Annotated in this window: 14 protein-coding genes; 3 read left to right on the top strand and 11 right to left on the bottom strand. The window is 43.7% G+C overall.

Going from position 1 to position 16,241, the window contains the following annotated elements; genetic code table 11:
* Positions 1-28: 28 nt before the first annotated feature.
* From ACSLBF_RS03765 to ACSLBF_RS03725, 9 genes are all read right to left on the bottom strand, one after another.
* A complete protein-coding gene (locus tag ACSLBF_RS03765) occupies positions 29-1,888 on the bottom strand; it encodes a hypothetical protein (protein WP_440055268.1) in 1,860 nt (619 codons plus the stop codon).
* 12 nt (positions 1,889-1,900) lie between these two features.
* Positions 1,901-3,154, bottom strand: a complete 1,254-nt coding sequence (locus tag ACSLBF_RS03760; protein ID WP_440055267.1) for a hypothetical protein — start codon at positions 3,152-3,154, stop codon at positions 1,901-1,903.
* Complete coding sequence (locus ACSLBF_RS03755; RefSeq protein WP_440055266.1) at positions 3,151-4,185, bottom strand: hypothetical protein; 1,035 nt, start codon at positions 4,183-4,185, stop codon at positions 3,151-3,153. Before ACSLBF_RS03755 ends, ACSLBF_RS03760 begins: the two co-directional genes overlap by 4 nt.
* Before the next feature lie 20 nt (positions 4,186-4,205).
* Positions 4,206-5,675, bottom strand: coding sequence for an alkaline phosphatase family protein (locus ACSLBF_RS03750; RefSeq protein WP_440055265.1), 1,470 nt, complete (start codon positions 5,673-5,675; stop codon positions 4,206-4,208).
* A complete protein-coding gene (gene eboE, locus ACSLBF_RS03745) occupies positions 5,672-6,946 on the bottom strand; it encodes a metabolite traffic protein EboE (protein ID WP_440055264.1) in 1,275 nt (424 codons plus the stop codon). Before eboE ends, ACSLBF_RS03750 begins: the two co-directional genes overlap by 4 nt.
* Entirely contained in the window at positions 6,939-7,838 is a 900-nt protein-coding gene (locus ACSLBF_RS03740) for a TatD family hydrolase (protein WP_440055263.1), read from the bottom strand. The genes eboE and ACSLBF_RS03740 overlap by 8 nt, the downstream gene beginning before the upstream one ends.
* Complete coding sequence (locus tag ACSLBF_RS03735) at positions 7,835-8,608, bottom strand: EboA domain-containing protein (protein ID WP_440055262.1); 774 nt, start codon at positions 8,606-8,608, stop codon at positions 7,835-7,837. The genes ACSLBF_RS03740 and ACSLBF_RS03735 overlap by 4 nt, the downstream gene beginning before the upstream one ends.
* Positions 8,609-8,675: 67 nt before the next feature.
* Entirely contained in the window at positions 8,676-9,587 is a 912-nt protein-coding gene (locus ACSLBF_RS03730) for a hypothetical protein (protein ID WP_440055261.1), read from the bottom strand.
* Positions 9,584-11,470 (bottom strand): 3-dehydroquinate synthase, encoded by a 1,887-nt coding sequence (locus ACSLBF_RS03725; protein WP_440055260.1) that lies wholly within the window; start codon positions 11,468-11,470, stop codon positions 9,584-9,586. The genes ACSLBF_RS03730 and ACSLBF_RS03725 overlap by 4 nt, the downstream gene beginning before the upstream one ends.
* Positions 11,471-11,842: 372 nt before the next feature.
* Between ACSLBF_RS03725 and ACSLBF_RS03720 the strand changes: the two genes are divergently transcribed.
* The 3 genes from ACSLBF_RS03720 to ACSLBF_RS03710 all read left to right on the top strand — a co-directional run bounded on the left by ACSLBF_RS03720 (position 11,843) and on the right by ACSLBF_RS03710 (position 15,171).
* A complete protein-coding gene (locus tag ACSLBF_RS03720; protein ID WP_440055259.1) occupies positions 11,843-12,244 on the top strand; it encodes a diacylglycerol kinase in 402 nt (133 codons plus the stop codon).
* Positions 12,245-12,371: 127 nt separating this feature from the next.
* The gene (locus ACSLBF_RS03715; RefSeq protein ID WP_440055258.1) at positions 12,372-12,890 is read left to right on the top strand and encodes a hypothetical protein; all 519 of its coding nucleotides are present in this window, start codon (positions 12,372-12,374) and stop codon (positions 12,888-12,890) included.
* A 148-nt stretch (positions 12,891-13,038) separates the two neighbouring features.
* Entirely contained in the window at positions 13,039-15,171 is a 2,133-nt protein-coding gene (locus ACSLBF_RS03710; protein ID WP_440055257.1) for a prolyl oligopeptidase family serine peptidase, read from the top strand.
* An 80-nt stretch (positions 15,172-15,251) separates the two neighbouring features.
* On the opposite strand, the gene ACSLBF_RS03705 is transcribed toward ACSLBF_RS03710, so the two are convergent.
* Together ACSLBF_RS03705 and ACSLBF_RS03700 are read right to left on the bottom strand one after the other, a co-directional pair.
* Positions 15,252-15,797, bottom strand: coding sequence for a sensor histidine kinase (locus tag ACSLBF_RS03705; RefSeq protein ID WP_440055256.1), 546 nt, complete (start codon positions 15,795-15,797; stop codon positions 15,252-15,254).
* Positions 15,767-16,105: a hypothetical protein gene (locus tag ACSLBF_RS03700; protein ID WP_440055255.1), complete on the bottom strand. Its 339-nt coding sequence runs from the start codon at positions 16,103-16,105 to the stop codon at positions 15,767-15,769. Before ACSLBF_RS03700 ends, ACSLBF_RS03705 begins: the two co-directional genes overlap by 31 nt.
* Positions 16,106-16,241 lie beyond the last annotated feature (136 nt).

Here is a 16,241-nt window from a genome sequence, read left to right as displayed (position 1 = left end):
CCCGACATGTAATCGGGGCAATCCATCTTTAAATTTCTACTTCTGGATCCCAAGGTGTGCCAAACGCATATGCGTTTATCAAACGCACTTGGCTTGGTGACATGGAGCGAACAATGGGCATATACAAGCTGGTAGGCCAGTACTTACTGGAAGTACGCGCTTTGATCCCTTCTTTGTGCTGCTCAATCGTCTGCGCTAAGTTTAGAGGGAACACCGTCGACATACCGAGGAAGTTTAAATAATGATAACGCAGCGCATACTTGTAACACTCATCCCATGTCACAGTTGCACCTTTAGCAATGCCAAAATCGGAGAATTGATACTTTCTGGTATTAACAACAAATGCAGCTTCATTACCATAAGCAAATTGCACTTGTTGCCAACCTGCATCACTATCACTACCCATGCCATTTTTTAAGGTGTAGGTTGCTTTACGTTGACCCGCCTCCAACGTCACGGTGTCTACAGACAAGTCTAAATATGATTGGGGATTAAGCTCATCAACATCCACTCGAGATACACTCAGGTTCATGTCGTGGGTAATGGTCTCACCAAAGTGTCTGACTTCAATTTCAATTTGTTGAGCGTCTTCTTCTCGCTCTCCCATGTACACATCTTTGTCACTACTGAAAATACGATAAGGCTGTTCAACTAACGAAATGCCTGCCATCGCTGGTGTCATTGCGCTACTCATAATCGATAGTTGGTTTTCGGCAGCAGCTGCGGTTTGCATGCAACTTAAAACAACATCTATGATGCCTCCATATTGATAATAATCTACATAATTGGGCGTAATGGTTGCGATTTGTTTTTCACCAGCTGTGACACTAAGCACCCCAGCATCAATAGCAGGATCTAATGTGTCCGATGTGTAGCCGTCACGCTGCGTTCTAAAATTCGCTTGTGTCAACGCAATGCTCATATCTACAGATAGCAAACTACCGGTCGCTGTTTTAGAATTTAATGCCGCATAAGCAGGAGCACCTGAGCCATTATCCACAAGCAAACGACCTTCAGGATATTGCGCGGCTTCACCTGCAAACGCTAACCCAATGGTGCCAATAATGCGCCCGACGCTCGGGTTACGTTCATCTTGATTGGTGTTGTAAGATTGACGCACATTGTCCGTGCCAAACTTAGGGCACATTTCAAAGAAGCTAAACTGAAGAACCACACCCGTTGCGCCATCCGTTTGTAGCATTTGTTCTATCGCAGTATTGGCATTGGCATTGTCAGTCTTACCGAATGCCACCACCTCATCCATAGAGAAAGTCGCCTGCCAAGTTCCCGCGAACATCGAAGATCCAGGTGCATCAGGTGCACCGTTAATAATCTTGCGAAATAACCCCATATTACCGGGGATTTTATTGCCTTGTAGATGCAATAAAGGCTTATCTTGGCTACCAATCAATAAACCACCAAACACAATCTGTGAGTAAAGCGAGCCTAATGGGTTTAAGTCCACCATAACCGGACTAGACACACCAGCTTGCCCTGTTTCAGGATTAACCGAGCCTAATAAATAAACCGGATAACCTTGCAAATCAGAGCTTGTACTGACTTGACCCGGCATACCTGACGAAGTGACTTTAGCTTGATTGGTGACCACTGAGTGTTGTCCATAGATATTCCACCCGCCATTTGTAAAGTAATCTCCACTTGGCGCTCTAAGCATGGAAATCAATTGCTCGTCGGTAATATTGTTATCATAAACAAAGTCAGTGAGCTGAGACGTTGCAGGGTCAAATACCTCATTCGTTTTTGGATCATCACCCGTTAATGGCTCACCGTCGGTACCAATGGGATAGGCACCAATATTATTCGGCACACTCACATCAACTTCGATACCACCAAAAAAGTTAATTCTTTGACTATTTAAAATACTCATTGGTCGTTTTCCTTACTTATTATTGGTTGATGCGCTTTGAGCACCACTAAATAAAAACGAGTAATCTGACTTGGCGGCAGTGCCTGGCAATGTCGCCATGCCGTGACAATTCATACAGTTACTGCTGGATTGGATATAACTTTCCATCGTAGTATTCGCCGAAACCGTTGGCGTTGGATTACCATTGGTCGCTCCAGGGTTGTCCGGCATGGTTGGCCATTGCGTTGTGATCAGCTGGTAATTTGCCAACGCTGTACTTTTAACTGAACTATTTTGCTGATACTTAGTGTTCGCAGCTTGGGCCTCATCGCGAATTGGTGTAACCCGAGTCAGCGGATTTGGAGTGGTGAAGCTTATACAATCATCAGGGTTTGACTGTTTGCACGGTGACTGGTTTGGATTGGTGGCAGCCGCATTGAAGTAGCTATAGTTTACCTCTTTCGCAGGTTTTGATACCACTTTGCCACTGCTCGCGTCATACTGACTGGGCGGCACGTTATCAACATGCTCAAACGTGGCCCAAATCCATTGTGGGTAACCTTTCGCTTTGACAATCAAATGCATCCCCACCAAACCCAAGGTCACATTTTTAAACGTCCCAGTCACCTCTCCTTTATCATTGAACTCTGCAACCGTCGATTGCTGGGTGATGTAACGAGACGGGTCATCGTTAGCAGTTAAGATGCGCCAAGCCGATTTTATTTCTGTCGCATTGTTAGGGAGTGAAATACGAGTACTGTTACTGAAATTATCTTTGTTGTAGTACTCATTATTCAGCACATAATCGTACCAATCTTCGTTTACCCACATTTGAAAGTAAGTTGGGTTTTTATTCTGATCAATTAACCATCCCCCCACTGCTTCTTGGTGGCTTTGTAGTGCATCATCGTTACTGACTTTGTTCAGCTGAGTAAGCGGGTGGGCTACTTCGCCAGCGCCATAGCCCGCATTCCACTTACCCGGGTTTTGTGCATCTGGTAAGAATACTTGGTTTGACGTTTTATAGGTCTGCCAAACAGGTGTACCTGACTCACCCAAAGCCTTGGTGCAATCCGCCTTACCTCGGTAGCTTGTGCTCGCCGGCCAGTTCACCGATATAAAAGCTTGCCAGCTGTACTCGTCAAATGCACCCTGGCTAGCCGTTACTGAAGGCGGTGTTGGAAAAGTACAGGTGACCGCCGTTTGATTCGATTTAGCCATGCCTTGGGCAGACGTAAACAATGCGGCTAGCGACAGCGCAACCAGTGTTTTTACTTGCGTTTTCATTTTCTTCTACCTTTTAATTGATCTGGAAATAATCGACATTTTTGTATTTTCTTTGCAGGGCACCACTGCACTACGTTTTGCCAAAGTTCAGGGTTAGGCTGTTGTTTTCTGAAACTGGTATAGTTTTGACTGATGATCGGCGCGATAAAATCAGGCTCTGCAGCAGTGCCTTGATTGATCATTCCGGAGAAAAAGAACGACTGTGGATGTTGATACCACTCGCTAGCCCTCGGCATATTCCCTTCTGGTGATTTGTAATTATTAAACGCATAAGCAAACAAAATCTGTTGCTCCGCACCAGGAGACCATAATGCTTTCCAATAATAAGCTTGAACCGAGTTATTCAGGTTTTTGCTCGCTTCGGGCCAGTAATCGAGATGTTTAAGAAAATCAGTTCTAGGTGGGTGATTATTGGGTGAAAACTGGCAACAGCTTGTAGGCTCAGGAAATGCTTGCTCTGAGTTATTATTGCTTTTATCGAATGTTATGTAGTAGGCTTTTTTGCCCAATGACACGAACGCACAATCGGTTTCGCTTTCCTTGATGGTCTTGCCAAAAATGGGTAAACAAAAGTCGTTGTAGTACTCCATCATCGCACCGTAGTTTTCTTTATCGGCAGATTTTTCCGCTGCGGCTTTGTTGTAAGTACTGTCGTAGTAGCTCGTGCCGAAAGACACTTTATAATCACTTTGTTTCAGTGTCGTAGGTGGATTAGCATAAGGCGGAGGGTTTGCTTCTGAGGCAGCTTCATTCAGCACCGTGAACATTGTCCAATCGCTTATCCAATAATCTGGAAATTGGGGGTCTTGTGGATCAGCTGCAGTTCGCGGCGCGATACAATGATTGTTCTTCGCATTACAACCATGATCACTATGGACCCCGTTAGTTGAGTAAACCCACTTAGATTCTGCCTTGCCATTTTTGGCTTGAGCGCTTTCTAGCTTAGGCGGCGGACCACTTGCAGTAACCTGATTTACCACACAAAGCGAGCTAATTAATAAGAGCGGTTTGGTTATATTAATTGTTTTCATTAGAGTTTCCTTAACTTACTCTACTGCGCTTCAACAACCTGTTTCACTTCTGTTTGGTGGAGCTTGCAGGTCAAATCATGCGCCGGTTTAGGTACAGAGAAATGCGCCAATATCAATTCAAATATCGCAGTCATGGGTAACCCAGAACCTGACTCTAATGCTTTGATATGTTTGGGTATTGGCTCTGAGCTTATTAACAAAGGACCTTGTTCAGGCGTATCTGGTAACCGCCCATGACTGCCTTTGACTTGGGCACCATTGGTTGGGATCACATCCATTAACATGCGAAGTCCCAGCTTTTTTTGGATCAAACGTGAAATAACCTTCAAAACCGGAAAGCGAATTTGCGGGTCAATAAATAACTCGGCAGGGTCATACCCAGGTTTGCGATGAATATCGACAGTATTTGCAAAATCAGGACGGCGGCCTTCATCTAACCAATAGTAATAACTGAACCAATAACCAGATTTAGCGACTGCTATGAGCTCTCCGCTACGTGGATGTGCGATGCCCCATTCAGCTTGAGCTTGCTTATCAAGCACATGCTCTATACCGGCAACCTCTCGTAGCATTTTCGCTACCGCTCTGACTTTTTTGGGGTTCTTTACGTAAATATGTGCAATTTGGTGATCCGCGACAGCAAAAGCTTCACTAGCGCCGGCATCGAGTAATTCAGTTCCGAGCGACTCTCTTACTGACAACCACCCCTGCTTACGAAATAGGCGGTTTAATGCTATGTCTTCAGAAACACTATGAATACCGTATTCAGACACCAACATTAAGCTAATATGCTTTTCATCAGCAAAATCAATGAGCTTACCCAGCTGTGAATCAATTGCTCTGACATCATCGAAAATAGCTGGGTCATCCATCCCTAGACGCTGTAGGTTGTAGTCTAAATGCGGCAAATACACGAACTGTAAATGTGATGGATTGCGCTGATAATGAGCGATGGCACAATCAACTATCCAGCAACTGGAGCGGATATCAGACTTAGGTCCCCAAAAATTGAAAAAAGGAAACTTGCCGATATCTTGTTCTAGCTGCTGATGCAGTCCGCTAGGCGTGGAATATAAATCGGGAATTTTGCGCCCATCTGCTGGATAATGTGGTCTTGGCGTAATGGAGTAGTCAACATTAGCATACATGTTGTACCACCAAAATAATTGCGATACTTTAAATTCAGGGTAGTGTCGTTTCAAGACATCCCAGACTTTCTCACCTTTGATCAACTGATTTGGCTGCATCCAAAATTTAACTTCTGCGATATCTCGAAAATACCAACCATTACCAACAATGCCATGTTGCGCCGGCGCAAGCCCAGTCAACATTGATGCCTGGGCTGTAGTGGTGACCGCGGGGAAGACACTTTGTAATGGTGTCATGGTTCCTGATTTAATCAGCTTATTGATGTTAGGGGTATGTTCTCCAAGCAAGCTAGGAGTTAAACCCACAACATTGACCACAAATAACGGTTTATTGAGATTCATGGCTGACTCTCCAAAACACTGTCATTTGGGCTATCGCTCAATTGTGCCACTTTTAATTGCAACTCCACCCAAGCCAACTCCGTGGTGATTCCATGACAAAGGTCACCAGCAAACTGCTCAAGAAACAATGACCATGAGTAGGTCTCTATCTCTAAAATAGGCTTATAAGATTGTTGGGCAGAAAGTGTTGTTAACGCCCGAAGCGCTTCAATTAACTGTGTCTGTGTGGTCCCACTTGAAACACCTTCAGCAATTACTACGTGTTCAGCAAACAAAGGGACATGACAATGAACGCGGGCAAATGCATGTGTGGCTCTGTCGACCTGTTGCCAAAGCCTTTCGCTTTGTTCTGTGAATAACAAACTAAAATCAGCGACCGAAATCGGTTTGAATTTATCCAGAAACACACTGGTTTGATGTAACCACGGAGAGGCTTGCATTTGGGCTGCGAAACCACTGGCTAAGCTTACTTGCCAGTTTTTTTGCAACTCTAGTTCAATCGCGTTAGACAATTGAACTTTGCTGATTTCAATTCCCGCTTTTTGTAACTTACTAATAACCTCATGAGGCGATTCGCCACTTACCGCAAGGTGACAAATATCGAGACAAACGGTTACATAACGTGCATTTTCATCGTACTTTTTCAATAACTTAAAAAAGCGTAGCAATTCGTCACTGTGTTCCAACACACACCCAGGTTCCATCTCGATGGCAAAAACGATCCGTTTGCCTGTAAGGTTATGAAGCGTGGCGCACTGCAAGGTCAATTGCTTGAGCTGTTCAATAGTGTGTAATAACGCATGTTGATCCCATGTTCTGCTTTGCTTATCCCCTAAGGGCAAGGTTGAGATCGAAGCAAAATCACAGTCGTCAGGCATTAACGCATTAAGTATGTGCAATAAGTTACTACTGTATATTAAACGCCTTTCGTCACACCAATCTGGCTGATAGACTTCGCGCTTTACTGGTTGTAACTTGCCATCTAATTGCTGTTGATGAAAACCTCCGTAAGGAAAACCATTTAACGAGCGTATCTGCAAGCCAAGCGACTCCAACTCGCGTTTAAATTCCGTCAATTGGCTATCACAGAGCAATGTTTTAGCGGCTTGATCTGGTAACCAAAGGCCAACTTCCATTTGCTCGAGGTGACGTAGCTGTCGCACCCTTACGCTGTAAGTCGCTAAGTTCTGTTTAATATCTTGAAGCGTTTCACCGCTATGCACATTGGTACAATAGCCTAGCTCCGAGGACAGCCAAGCACTGTCACTCATACGCGGCTCCATTCTCAACCACAGGTTCTTGACCTCTCAATGCCGAGTTTTCTTCGAAAAGCTGAGTCTGATCAATTGGTAACAAAGCTGATACTTGAGCACGACTGATCCGTCCGCTTTGCGCAAAAAAGTCGATGGGGTTATCGAACAATACGGTTTCAACTTGCTGCTCAGTGAAACCTGCTGCCAACATCGCTTGTCCAGTTTTGGGGACTTTTAATGGGTCGCTTTTCCCCCAATCAGCAGCACTATTAACAATCATTTTCTCGGTGCCATATTGCTGTAGTAACGCCACCATACGACTCTCTGACATTTTGGTATTGGGATATACCGAGTGGCCACGCCAGCAATCGGTTTCCAACACCAATGGCAATGTCAACTCATTAAGATGATCAATGACCACCAACTCTTCGGCGATCCCCACTTCACGGATGGCTTCAATAGTGCGCTTAGTGCCACCAATTTTGTCTCTGTGCGGTGTGTGAACTAGCACCGGTAAATGATGATTTTTTGCCATTTCTAACTGACGACATAGCACGTCGTGTTCCTGCGCAGTTATGTCGTCATAGCCGATTTCACCAACCGCTACCACACCTTCCTTTTTCAGGTAACGTGGCAACACTGCTAACACTTCATCTGCCAGCGATTTGTCATTGGCTTCCTTGGGGTTTAGTCCCATCGTACAGTAATGACGTATACCAAATTGACTTGCGCGAAAACGCTCCCACCCCACTAATGAGTCAAAGTAGTCGATGAAAGTCCCGATGCTGGTTCTCGGTTGACCTTGCCAGAATGCCGGTTCAATCACCCCAACAATACCGGCCTGATACATACGCTCATAGTCGTCAGTGGTGCGCGAAATCATGTGAATATGTGGGTCAAAATATTTCATAAGCTCTTCTCTGATAAGGTAATTGAATCTTGGATTGAATTAGGTAAGGCGGCGAGCTGCGCTAACTGCCCGCTGCTCAGGTGCGGCTTGTGGACTACCAAGAATATCGATTCAGGAAAGTCTCTATTGGCAGCTAAACGCTCGCAAAGGTAATCAAAAGCCAATTGGCTCAAACGAGGTGTATGGCGCATTTCTAGGCCACTGATCAAACGTAAATCAAAATGGCAAAACAGTGCTTTTAAAACCAACTGTTCGAACTCAAGGTCGGTGAAATGCATTGCAGCCCAAGGATTTCTTAATGCGATGGAAGCAAACAAATCGGTGTTGTTAGTTCGGCACAAATGCACCACAAAGTCTTTACAGACTCCGCTGGTGTCCAACATCATTAACCCCTTAAGCAAGGCCTGCTTTTCGTTATCATCTCCATAGCGCAAGCACTGTTCGAACAACCCCTGACGCTTCTGTTTGGCAACCATCAACAGCAGTTCAGCCAATAATTGAAATCGCACCCACTCTGTTATTGTCCAATTGTTTTGTGAGACATAAGGCAGGCGTTCCACATCCGCAGCGCCATTCATCACAACGTGTGGCACATCTGCGCTCAAGTCCGCCCATAAATTAGCAAGTACTAACTTGCTTGAATCTCCCTCAACTGAGGTATTCAACCTCTGCCTAGCTTCTGATAACCAAATACTTGAAGGAATGTGGCCAGCCAATTGGGCAGTCAGCAATTGCCGCAGCTCTAGTAGCTCCGCTTTAAGTGTGTGCATATTCGGTATCCTTCAATAAAAAAACGCTTCGCTTAACTATGTACAGCCGCTTTGCTTCATCAACGAGTTAGCTAGGTGCAACCCACCTCTGCAAGCTTGGTATACACACGTAAACAGCGACACAAAACATCGCACCAAACCAGTGTTCATGAGCTACCAGCAGCACGGCATCAAAAAGAGGAATAAGAGAGAGTAATGCTCCTATCGGTGGGCGATAATTGTGAGCGCTATCAAACATCACTCGCCAGCGGAGCTTATGAAGAATTAGGAAAAGTAAAGTGAGTGTCGAAAGTACAGCAAATATCGACTTAGGTAGCAGTGCAAACAATAAAACGGGAGAAAATAACAGTACGAGCGTAAACCACGAGAATTGCTGTTGCTGTCTTAAATGCTCAAATTGCGCAAGAAATGTAATTCCACTGATATAGCCCGCAAGTAACAATGCAAAAGGCAAAATAGCGCTGACCTTACCGGTAATCACCGCTGCTGTGACTAAAAAAATTCCTGCACGGCAAAATCCCATCAACAAGCGCGAGGCTGCAAGCTTTTTATGCAGCAAATTGTAAAAAATAATCGCTGCTACCAATGCCGTCGTATGACCGTAAACCAAGGCACTATTGTTATGCGTAAGTTCAATCTGAAAAATCACCAACGCACCAGCTGTAAGTTGCAGTAAGCTCAGCGCAAACACCGTATTTTGCCCAATTGCACCGAGCACAATAGGCCTTGCAACCTGATGCTGGCGATCCCAACGCGCATCAATTGCATCATTGAGAAACATGCCGCCAAGATACAATAATGACATGGCCAGTAACAGCTGTGATAAAACGAGTGAATTTACTGGCAGCGCGTAAAGCTGCGAAGTGATGACAGCGGCTGCCAATACATTGGTCCAAACAGTTGGTAGGTTAGACACTCGTCCCAGTACTAACAATGCCTGAAATTTGTTTAACGGCTCACTGAGCGTTGGCGGCGTCATCTGTTCCACTCCTCTTTTAGGCTCAGATCTGCAAGCGAGTACCAAGCATTGAGTAGCTGTTGTTGATCAATCTCAGTAACATTTTGGTACTGACCGATACCCGTGAGCACTGGAATAGAAAGTTCACCACCTAAATGCTGGCGAAACTCTTCAAGCCCCTGAAAAAAGGTAGGTATGCCGTCGCTGTCTAGGCTATCCATCACGTTATGCCAAAGTTCAAACCCTAACTTCTGCAACAACTCGAGGATTCTGTCACATTGGGCTTCCGTCAGACTTCCTAACAGCTTCGCGTACAGAGAATCTAGGGCAATACCGATAGCAACGGCTTCACCGTGACGCAGTGCAAATTGAGACATCGACTCTAGTTTATGTGCACTCCAATGACCAAAATCCAGAGGTCTACCAGAGCCGGTTTCAAACGGGTCGCCAGCTTCAGTAATATGCTGTAAATGACATTGTGCACACCATCTAATTGCTTGGTTAGTCTGGTTTTCTGAAAAGCCAGCTAGTGGTTCAACGTTTTCTTCAAGCCAATCAAAAAACTCCGCGTCTTTGATAAGTGCGACTTTAATCGCTTCTGCAAGCCCAGCTCGTTTATCTCTTGGCTCTAGCGTGTTTAATAACGCAGCATCATTGATCACCGCCACTGGCGTTGAAAATGCACCGAGAAAGTTTTTGTGGCCAAAGGCATTAATGCCATTTTTAACGCCGATACCGGCATCATTTTGTGCCAACACCGTCGATGGCATACGGATCAGCTTAATCCCCCGATGGAAAATAGCACAGGCAAACCCCACCATATCTAGTAACGCACCACCACCGATAGCAATCACCATGCTATGTCTGTCCAATTGATGCGCTAACATTTGCGCAATGACAGTATCAACTTGCTGCTGAGTTTTACAAACCTCTCCACCAGCAACTTCCATACAAAACACTTCTACTCTACCGCGAAGGCGTTGATGTAAGTATTGTTCAACTTTTAATGACAACTCGGTATGTTTGTCTGCCACACCTTTATCTATTACACAGAATATTTTTAGTGAGTCTCTACTTCCCACTGCCTGCTGAATGACTTCGCTTAATATCTTGTTATCAATGGTAAAAGCATCGTTTGTACACACTACGTTATAGTCATAGTGGACCGAAAATTTGGCTTCCAACGGAGCAGACGTTGCGCTTGCATAAGTGGCTTTTCTGCGGACTAAAGCAGTTTGGAAATGAAGCGGTATGCTGGCCGTTACTACCAATACGATTGCTCGAAAACAATAAAATAGGGCTGGCGCAGCCAAACTAGAAAGAATGAGAACCCACAGAGGACTCTGCTGTAAATAATTGCTGCCGATATAAGAGTAAGTTGTTGCGATACCAAGATTCGATAACGTGATAATCAACAAAAAGCGTGATAACGGGAAATTCCCTACTCCCGCCGCGATTACAGAAGTTTCTGCTAACACAGGCACGCCACGCATGGTGATTAATACCATGCTACTCATGGAGCTAGAAAGCTTAGAAGCTCGAGAAATATCTTTCTTGGATACCGAGTTAAAAAAGGGAATGTATTGGCACTTGTTACCAATAAAATAACCAAGTGTAGCGCCAAGTGTTAAACCGAACCATATTGCAGCAGTGCTTGATAAAAACCCGAGGTTTGCTGCTGTATAGGTCGCAATAACACTTGATGGAATGGGTAACACGATATCAGCAACTAAGCCGACAACTGCACCTGCGAAAATAATCAAACTTTTCCATTGATCGTCTGCCAGATTAGAAAAGTAATTCACAACCAATTCATTGGTAGGGCTTTCAAGTAACAAAAAGCTTGCGATCATCAATACAGCAACAAGCAAAGAGAAAATGACCAGCTTATTTCTTTCTAGCATTAAGTTTTCTTCGTTTCGGTAATTCCAACCTTTACCCGCGCTATTTACTACTATTTTGGGATTAGCAAAGACACGTGCAGCGGTTAAAAAAGTAAAAATAATGTAGAAAAACTAGAACAAAAAAGTCTAAATGGAAATTACAGCGTATTACATGCCGTTACAACAACAAACCAAAACGAGCAAATAATAACCATATATTTCATGATGTTGAGCTGTTCATTGCAGAAATCTGAGCACTATCTGTGAATCGGTAAATATGCAGATATTCATAAAAAAATTCACAATTTTACCTATTAAATTAACTGGTTAGATAGCCGAATCTCCGTATAATAACCAATTAGCTAAATTTAACTGACGATTAGGGTAGGCGGTATGTCAGACAACTCTCAACAAACTTCAATGAAACCAAATGGCACAGGGCTGACCAGAATCATTAAGGCAACAAAATGTTCTATCAAAGGGGTCACCGCGGCTTACAAAGAAGAATCAGCCTTTCGCCAAGAAGTGTTGTTACTGCTAATTGGCCTGCCTTGTTCTGTGCTACTAGCACAAAATATCAATCATTGGGCTTTACTCGTTGGAAGCCTTATTTTGGTACTAATCGTTGAGCTACTCAACTCAGCTATTGAAGCATTAACAGACCGAGTTGGCACCGAACACCACCTCCTCTCAGGAAGAGCCAAAGATATGGCCTCTGCCGCAGTTATGCTGACCTTGTTGGTCGCAGCACTTATTTGGGGAGCGGCATTATTGGATAAGCTAGGAGTCTTTTAACCTTTGCTGTAAACAAAGTGACAACGCTGAACAGATTCATCTACCGAGACTCAGACCAACAAAAAATTGATAAAATTAACAAAAGTGATACATTGGACCTTTATTAAAAACAACATGAGAAGGTACAATGATCAAATCAACTATTGCTGTTTCGCTATTTACACTCACATTAAGTTCTGTAGCTTCGGCTTCTGCCCCTATTGGTTGGCAAGGATTATATAAGGGACAATGCTCGGTCAACACACCTAGGGGTGAGGTGCTTTACAGCTTTCCAATGTCATTAAACATCAAAGAAAAAACAGCAAAAGCAGCTGATTGGATTGTTATTTATGGTGAAGGTCAATCGAAATCGGTTCGCAACTATTCTCTGCTCACGATTAGTGAAGAGTTTGGACATTATGCCGTAGATGAAAATAATGGAGTAGTTATTGATCAGTTTCTAGTCGGTAACGAGTTTATCAGTTTGTTTGAAGTCGGCGGTACAAAACTAAATTCAAAGTACGTCCTAAATACCAACGGTACAATGGATGTGCTCATAGACACTTACACATTTAAACCAATCAGAGATAACCAAGTAGGTCAATTTACAGTCTCTAGTTATGGATTAAGAACTCAGCAGAAATGCCGCTTGTATAAGTGGTGGTAACAAAGAAAAAACAAATCTGCGAGCTATTTCATTCCAGCTCGCATACCAAAACTCACTTACATAATTTACATTTTTGTGATGATTAAATTATCTCCCTCCATTATAATCTTAGACCCAGAAAAGGAACTTAACAAAGATAATAATCAGTATGAAAAGAATCTCACTGAGTATAGCTGCAGTCATTCTTGCAAGCGCTTGCTCTACCAGCACAAAGTCACCAACAGAAAATCCGTTTAGCCCACTGGCAACAGTAAAAAAACAACCGGTCAATGAAACCATTTTCGGTAAACAAATTTCCGATCCGTATCGTTGGATGGAAAACGATGAAGAAACGGTAAGAAAATGGATGTCAAACGCCTCAACTCAAACAGATACAACATTAACTAACCTTCCCGGATATTCTGCTTTATATGAGGAGTTACTTACCCAAAAAACACGAGGTGACGTAACCCATTCGTTGATAACGTTTGACGGCCGTGCATTCCACTTAACTCAAAAAGCACAGGATGATATCGCAAAACTATATATTCAAGATGGGGAAGAGGACCGCATCTTAGTCGATCCCAATGACTATAGGTTAAAGCCAGAGAATATCGCCGCAATACATAACTTCAGTCTTTCCCCTGAAGGAAAAACACTGGCGTTTCACGTATCCCAAAATGGAACTGAAATAGGTAAAATGTATTTTCTTGATGTTGCGTCTGGAAAATTGCTCGACCACTCTTTGCCTGATATTTGGGGAGAGTTCCCTGTGGTTTGGGTAGATGAAAACAACTTTTACGCCACGGTAATGAGCTATATTGATCCGAATGACTCACTCATTGGCTTGCAGTCCATAAGCTACCATCTTCCTAGCAAAAAGTTAACAATTGAAGTAGGCCCTAATGCTGAATCGAAATCAGCTCCTAAATTGGCGCCATCAGAGGGAGCAATTATGTATGCTGACTCTGAAAGTGAGTGGCAACTTATCGCTTCTAGTGCGGCAAGACTGAATCAACGACAGCTAGTCAAGAAAGCAAGTGATACCGATTGGGTTCAAGTCGCAGACTACCCGGAGCATGTTATTAGTAGTTCATTGATAAACGGAAACCTCTATATGGTTTCACAAAAAAATGCACCTAATGGACAGTTGCTGAAGCTGGATCTCAATGTTTCTCAATCTTTTGACGACGCGGAAGTGCTAATAAAAGAAACAGACCGACTTATCCATACTGTTATCGCTTCTAAAAACAACCTATATGTCAAATATAGTGAAAATGGCGTCGAGGGGCTGTATGAACTTAAAAATAATAAGATAGCTACCATCACGTTGCCAGAGCAGGGAGTAATAACAGATCTAACTATCGATCCTATAACCAGCAATCCCTCTTTCGCTCTCGAAAGTCCTAAAAAAGCAAGTCGCTATTATTATCTAAACAATGGAAAAGTAGTCGCCAACAGATTCTCAACCCCATCTGTAGAAGCTCCGATAGGGTTTAAAGTTAGCCGTGAATCCGCTCTCAGCGCAGATGGCACAGAAGTGCCTATCACCATCTACCAATCAGCTAAAAGTGAAGGAAAAACAGTACCGGCACTCATTTGGGCATATGGCAGCTATGGGTATTCACTACGACCTACGTTCAATCCCAACATGTTTCCTTTTCTTAATCGAGGTGCAATATGGATTGATTGCCATGTAAGAGGTGGCGGCGAGAAAGGCCAAAGTTGGCACGTGGACGGTAAGGGTCCAAACAAACCCAATGGTCACTCAGATTTAATCGCTTGCGCTGAGCATCTGGTAAAAACAGGCCGAAGTAAACCCGGTATGATTGGTGGCTATAGCGGTAGTATGGGTGGTACTCTTATCGGTCCAGCGGTCTTGAAAAGGCCTGATATATTGAGCCATGCTGTTGTAACAGTGGCAATTTTAAACCCACTACGAATACTGCATGCTCAAAATGGTGAAAATCAAATCTCTGAAATAGGTGATCCTAGAACCAAAGCTGGGTTTGAAGCGCTGTGGGCCATGGACTCTTATGAACAGCTCAATCACGCACAACGCTACCCAGATATAATGCTTGATGTTGGTTTACATGATAAACGCGTATCTATTTGGCATTCTGGTAAATTTGCTGCGCGTTACACAGAAAAAGGACGCGGTGGTGTTATTGCCATTAGAGCAGATGCAAAAAGTGGACATGGATTAGGTGGAGGCACAGTCTCACAAAAAGCCAAAAAGTACGCCGATATATTCGCGTTTATGCTTAACCGCTCTGGTCATCCAGAGTTTCAAGCGAAATAATCTTTGAGATTAATTAACGCCTAGCTTTTGAATAATTGATGACTCTAAGCAGCGCTAAATGCGAGAGTCATCACATTATTCTACTTTCTGCTCATTTTGTGTAACGGAATTTCCAACACCACTTTTGCCCCCTGCTGAGAATTTGCCACATGCAAACAGCCACCGTGAAGACGGATAATATCCTGACATAGCGCTAAACCCAGCCCCTGTCCTTGCTCTTTGGTGGTATAAAATGGTGTGAGCACATTGTCTAAATTTGCAAAACCCGGCCCGTTGTCTTCAATGGTAATGCACTGAGTTTTACCTTTTAACTTAACATCAATGACTACACGGATTTGTTCTTGAGTCGCCTCTTTGGCGTTTTTTAATAAGTTAATTGTCACCAATTCCAGCAACATAGGATCGGTCAATAAATACTGCTCACCGTAAAAGCTCAGTGTTATATTCTGTTCAAATGCAGCTTGATTACATACTTCAGCAAAATCAAAGCGGCAGGGTGTTGGCGCGGGCAACTGGCTTAGCTTAGTGTATGCATTAACAAAGTTAAGTAATTTACTCGCGCGGGACCGAATACGTCTAAGCACCTCTTTGGTTTTTAGCTCAGGTAATTCATCAAAGCGGAGCAAAGAGTCAGTTTTGCGATCACCGTCTTTTGGTCTACCGAAGCTCCTGCTCTGAGGTAAATTTCACTTACCTGAGCGGCGGCCGGCGCACTGATCAATCGCTCATATTTGGAAGCATAATTACCATAAACGGGAACGTGGATATCCAGATCGCCCAGCTGCACGACCACCGTATTAAGCTCGGCACCGTCTAGCTTAGGGATTGCAGGACGCAAAGAAAAATAGAGTAAACCAGCACAGAGTATAACGAGTAACAACACAACAAACTTACGGCCAGTGGAGCGGTTCTGCTTTTTCAGTTCAATCTGCATTAATGACATCCATTAAGTAACATGTGTATTACTTAATGAAATTTTAATGCCAGAACTCTAAGTTCTTTATAATCAGTGGATTAGTGAAATTTCTCGTGATATTGCTATCTGGGCTGTTCGATATCGAACAGCCCTC

Source organism: Pseudoalteromonas sp. T1lg65 (genome assembly GCF_051930985.1).
Classification (GTDB): Bacteria; Pseudomonadota; Gammaproteobacteria; order Enterobacterales; family Alteromonadaceae; genus Pseudoalteromonas.
Note: the sequence above shows the minus strand (reverse complement) of the source record. Positions and strands in the feature narration are given on the sequence as shown.

Coding starts and splice junctions, on each gene's coding strand:
- ACSLBF_RS03750 (WP_440055265.1), bottom strand. CDS start 5,675: ATGAATCTCAATAAACCGTTATTTGTGGTCAATGTTGTGGGTTTAACT.
- ACSLBF_RS03730 (WP_440055261.1), bottom strand. CDS start 9,587: ATGACGCCGCCAACGCTCAGTGAGCCGTTAAACAAATTTCAGGCATTG.
- ACSLBF_RS03765 (WP_440055268.1), bottom strand. CDS start 1,888: ATGAGTATTTTAAATAGTCAAAGAATTAACTTTTTTGGTGGTATCGAA.
- ACSLBF_RS03740 (WP_440055263.1), bottom strand. CDS start 7,838: ATGAAATATTTTGACCCACATATTCACATGATTTCGCGCACCACTGAC.
- ACSLBF_RS03700 (WP_440055255.1), bottom strand. CDS start 16,105: ATGCAGATTGAACTGAAAAAGCAGAACCGCTCCACTGGCCGTAAGTTT.
- ACSLBF_RS03725 (WP_440055260.1), bottom strand. CDS start 11,470: ATGCTAGAAAGAAATAAGCTGGTCATTTTCTCTTTGCTTGTTGCTGTA.
- ACSLBF_RS03755 (WP_440055266.1), bottom strand. CDS start 4,185: ATGAAAACAATTAATATAACCAAACCGCTCTTATTAATTAGCTCGCTT.
- ACSLBF_RS03715 (WP_440055258.1), top strand. CDS start 12,372: ATGATCAAATCAACTATTGCTGTTTCGCTATTTACACTCACATTAAGT.
- ACSLBF_RS03735 (WP_440055262.1), bottom strand. CDS start 8,608: ATGCACACACTTAAAGCGGAGCTACTAGAGCTGCGGCAATTGCTGACT.
- ACSLBF_RS03720 (WP_440055259.1), top strand. CDS start 11,843: ATGTCAGACAACTCTCAACAAACTTCAATGAAACCAAATGGCACAGGG.
- eboE (WP_440055264.1), bottom strand. CDS start 6,946: ATGAGTGACAGTGCTTGGCTGTCCTCGGAGCTAGGCTATTGTACCAAT.
- ACSLBF_RS03760 (WP_440055267.1), bottom strand. CDS start 3,154: ATGAAAACGCAAGTAAAAACACTGGTTGCGCTGTCGCTAGCCGCATTG.
- ACSLBF_RS03710 (WP_440055257.1), top strand. CDS start 13,039: ATGAAAAGAATCTCACTGAGTATAGCTGCAGTCATTCTTGCAAGCGCT.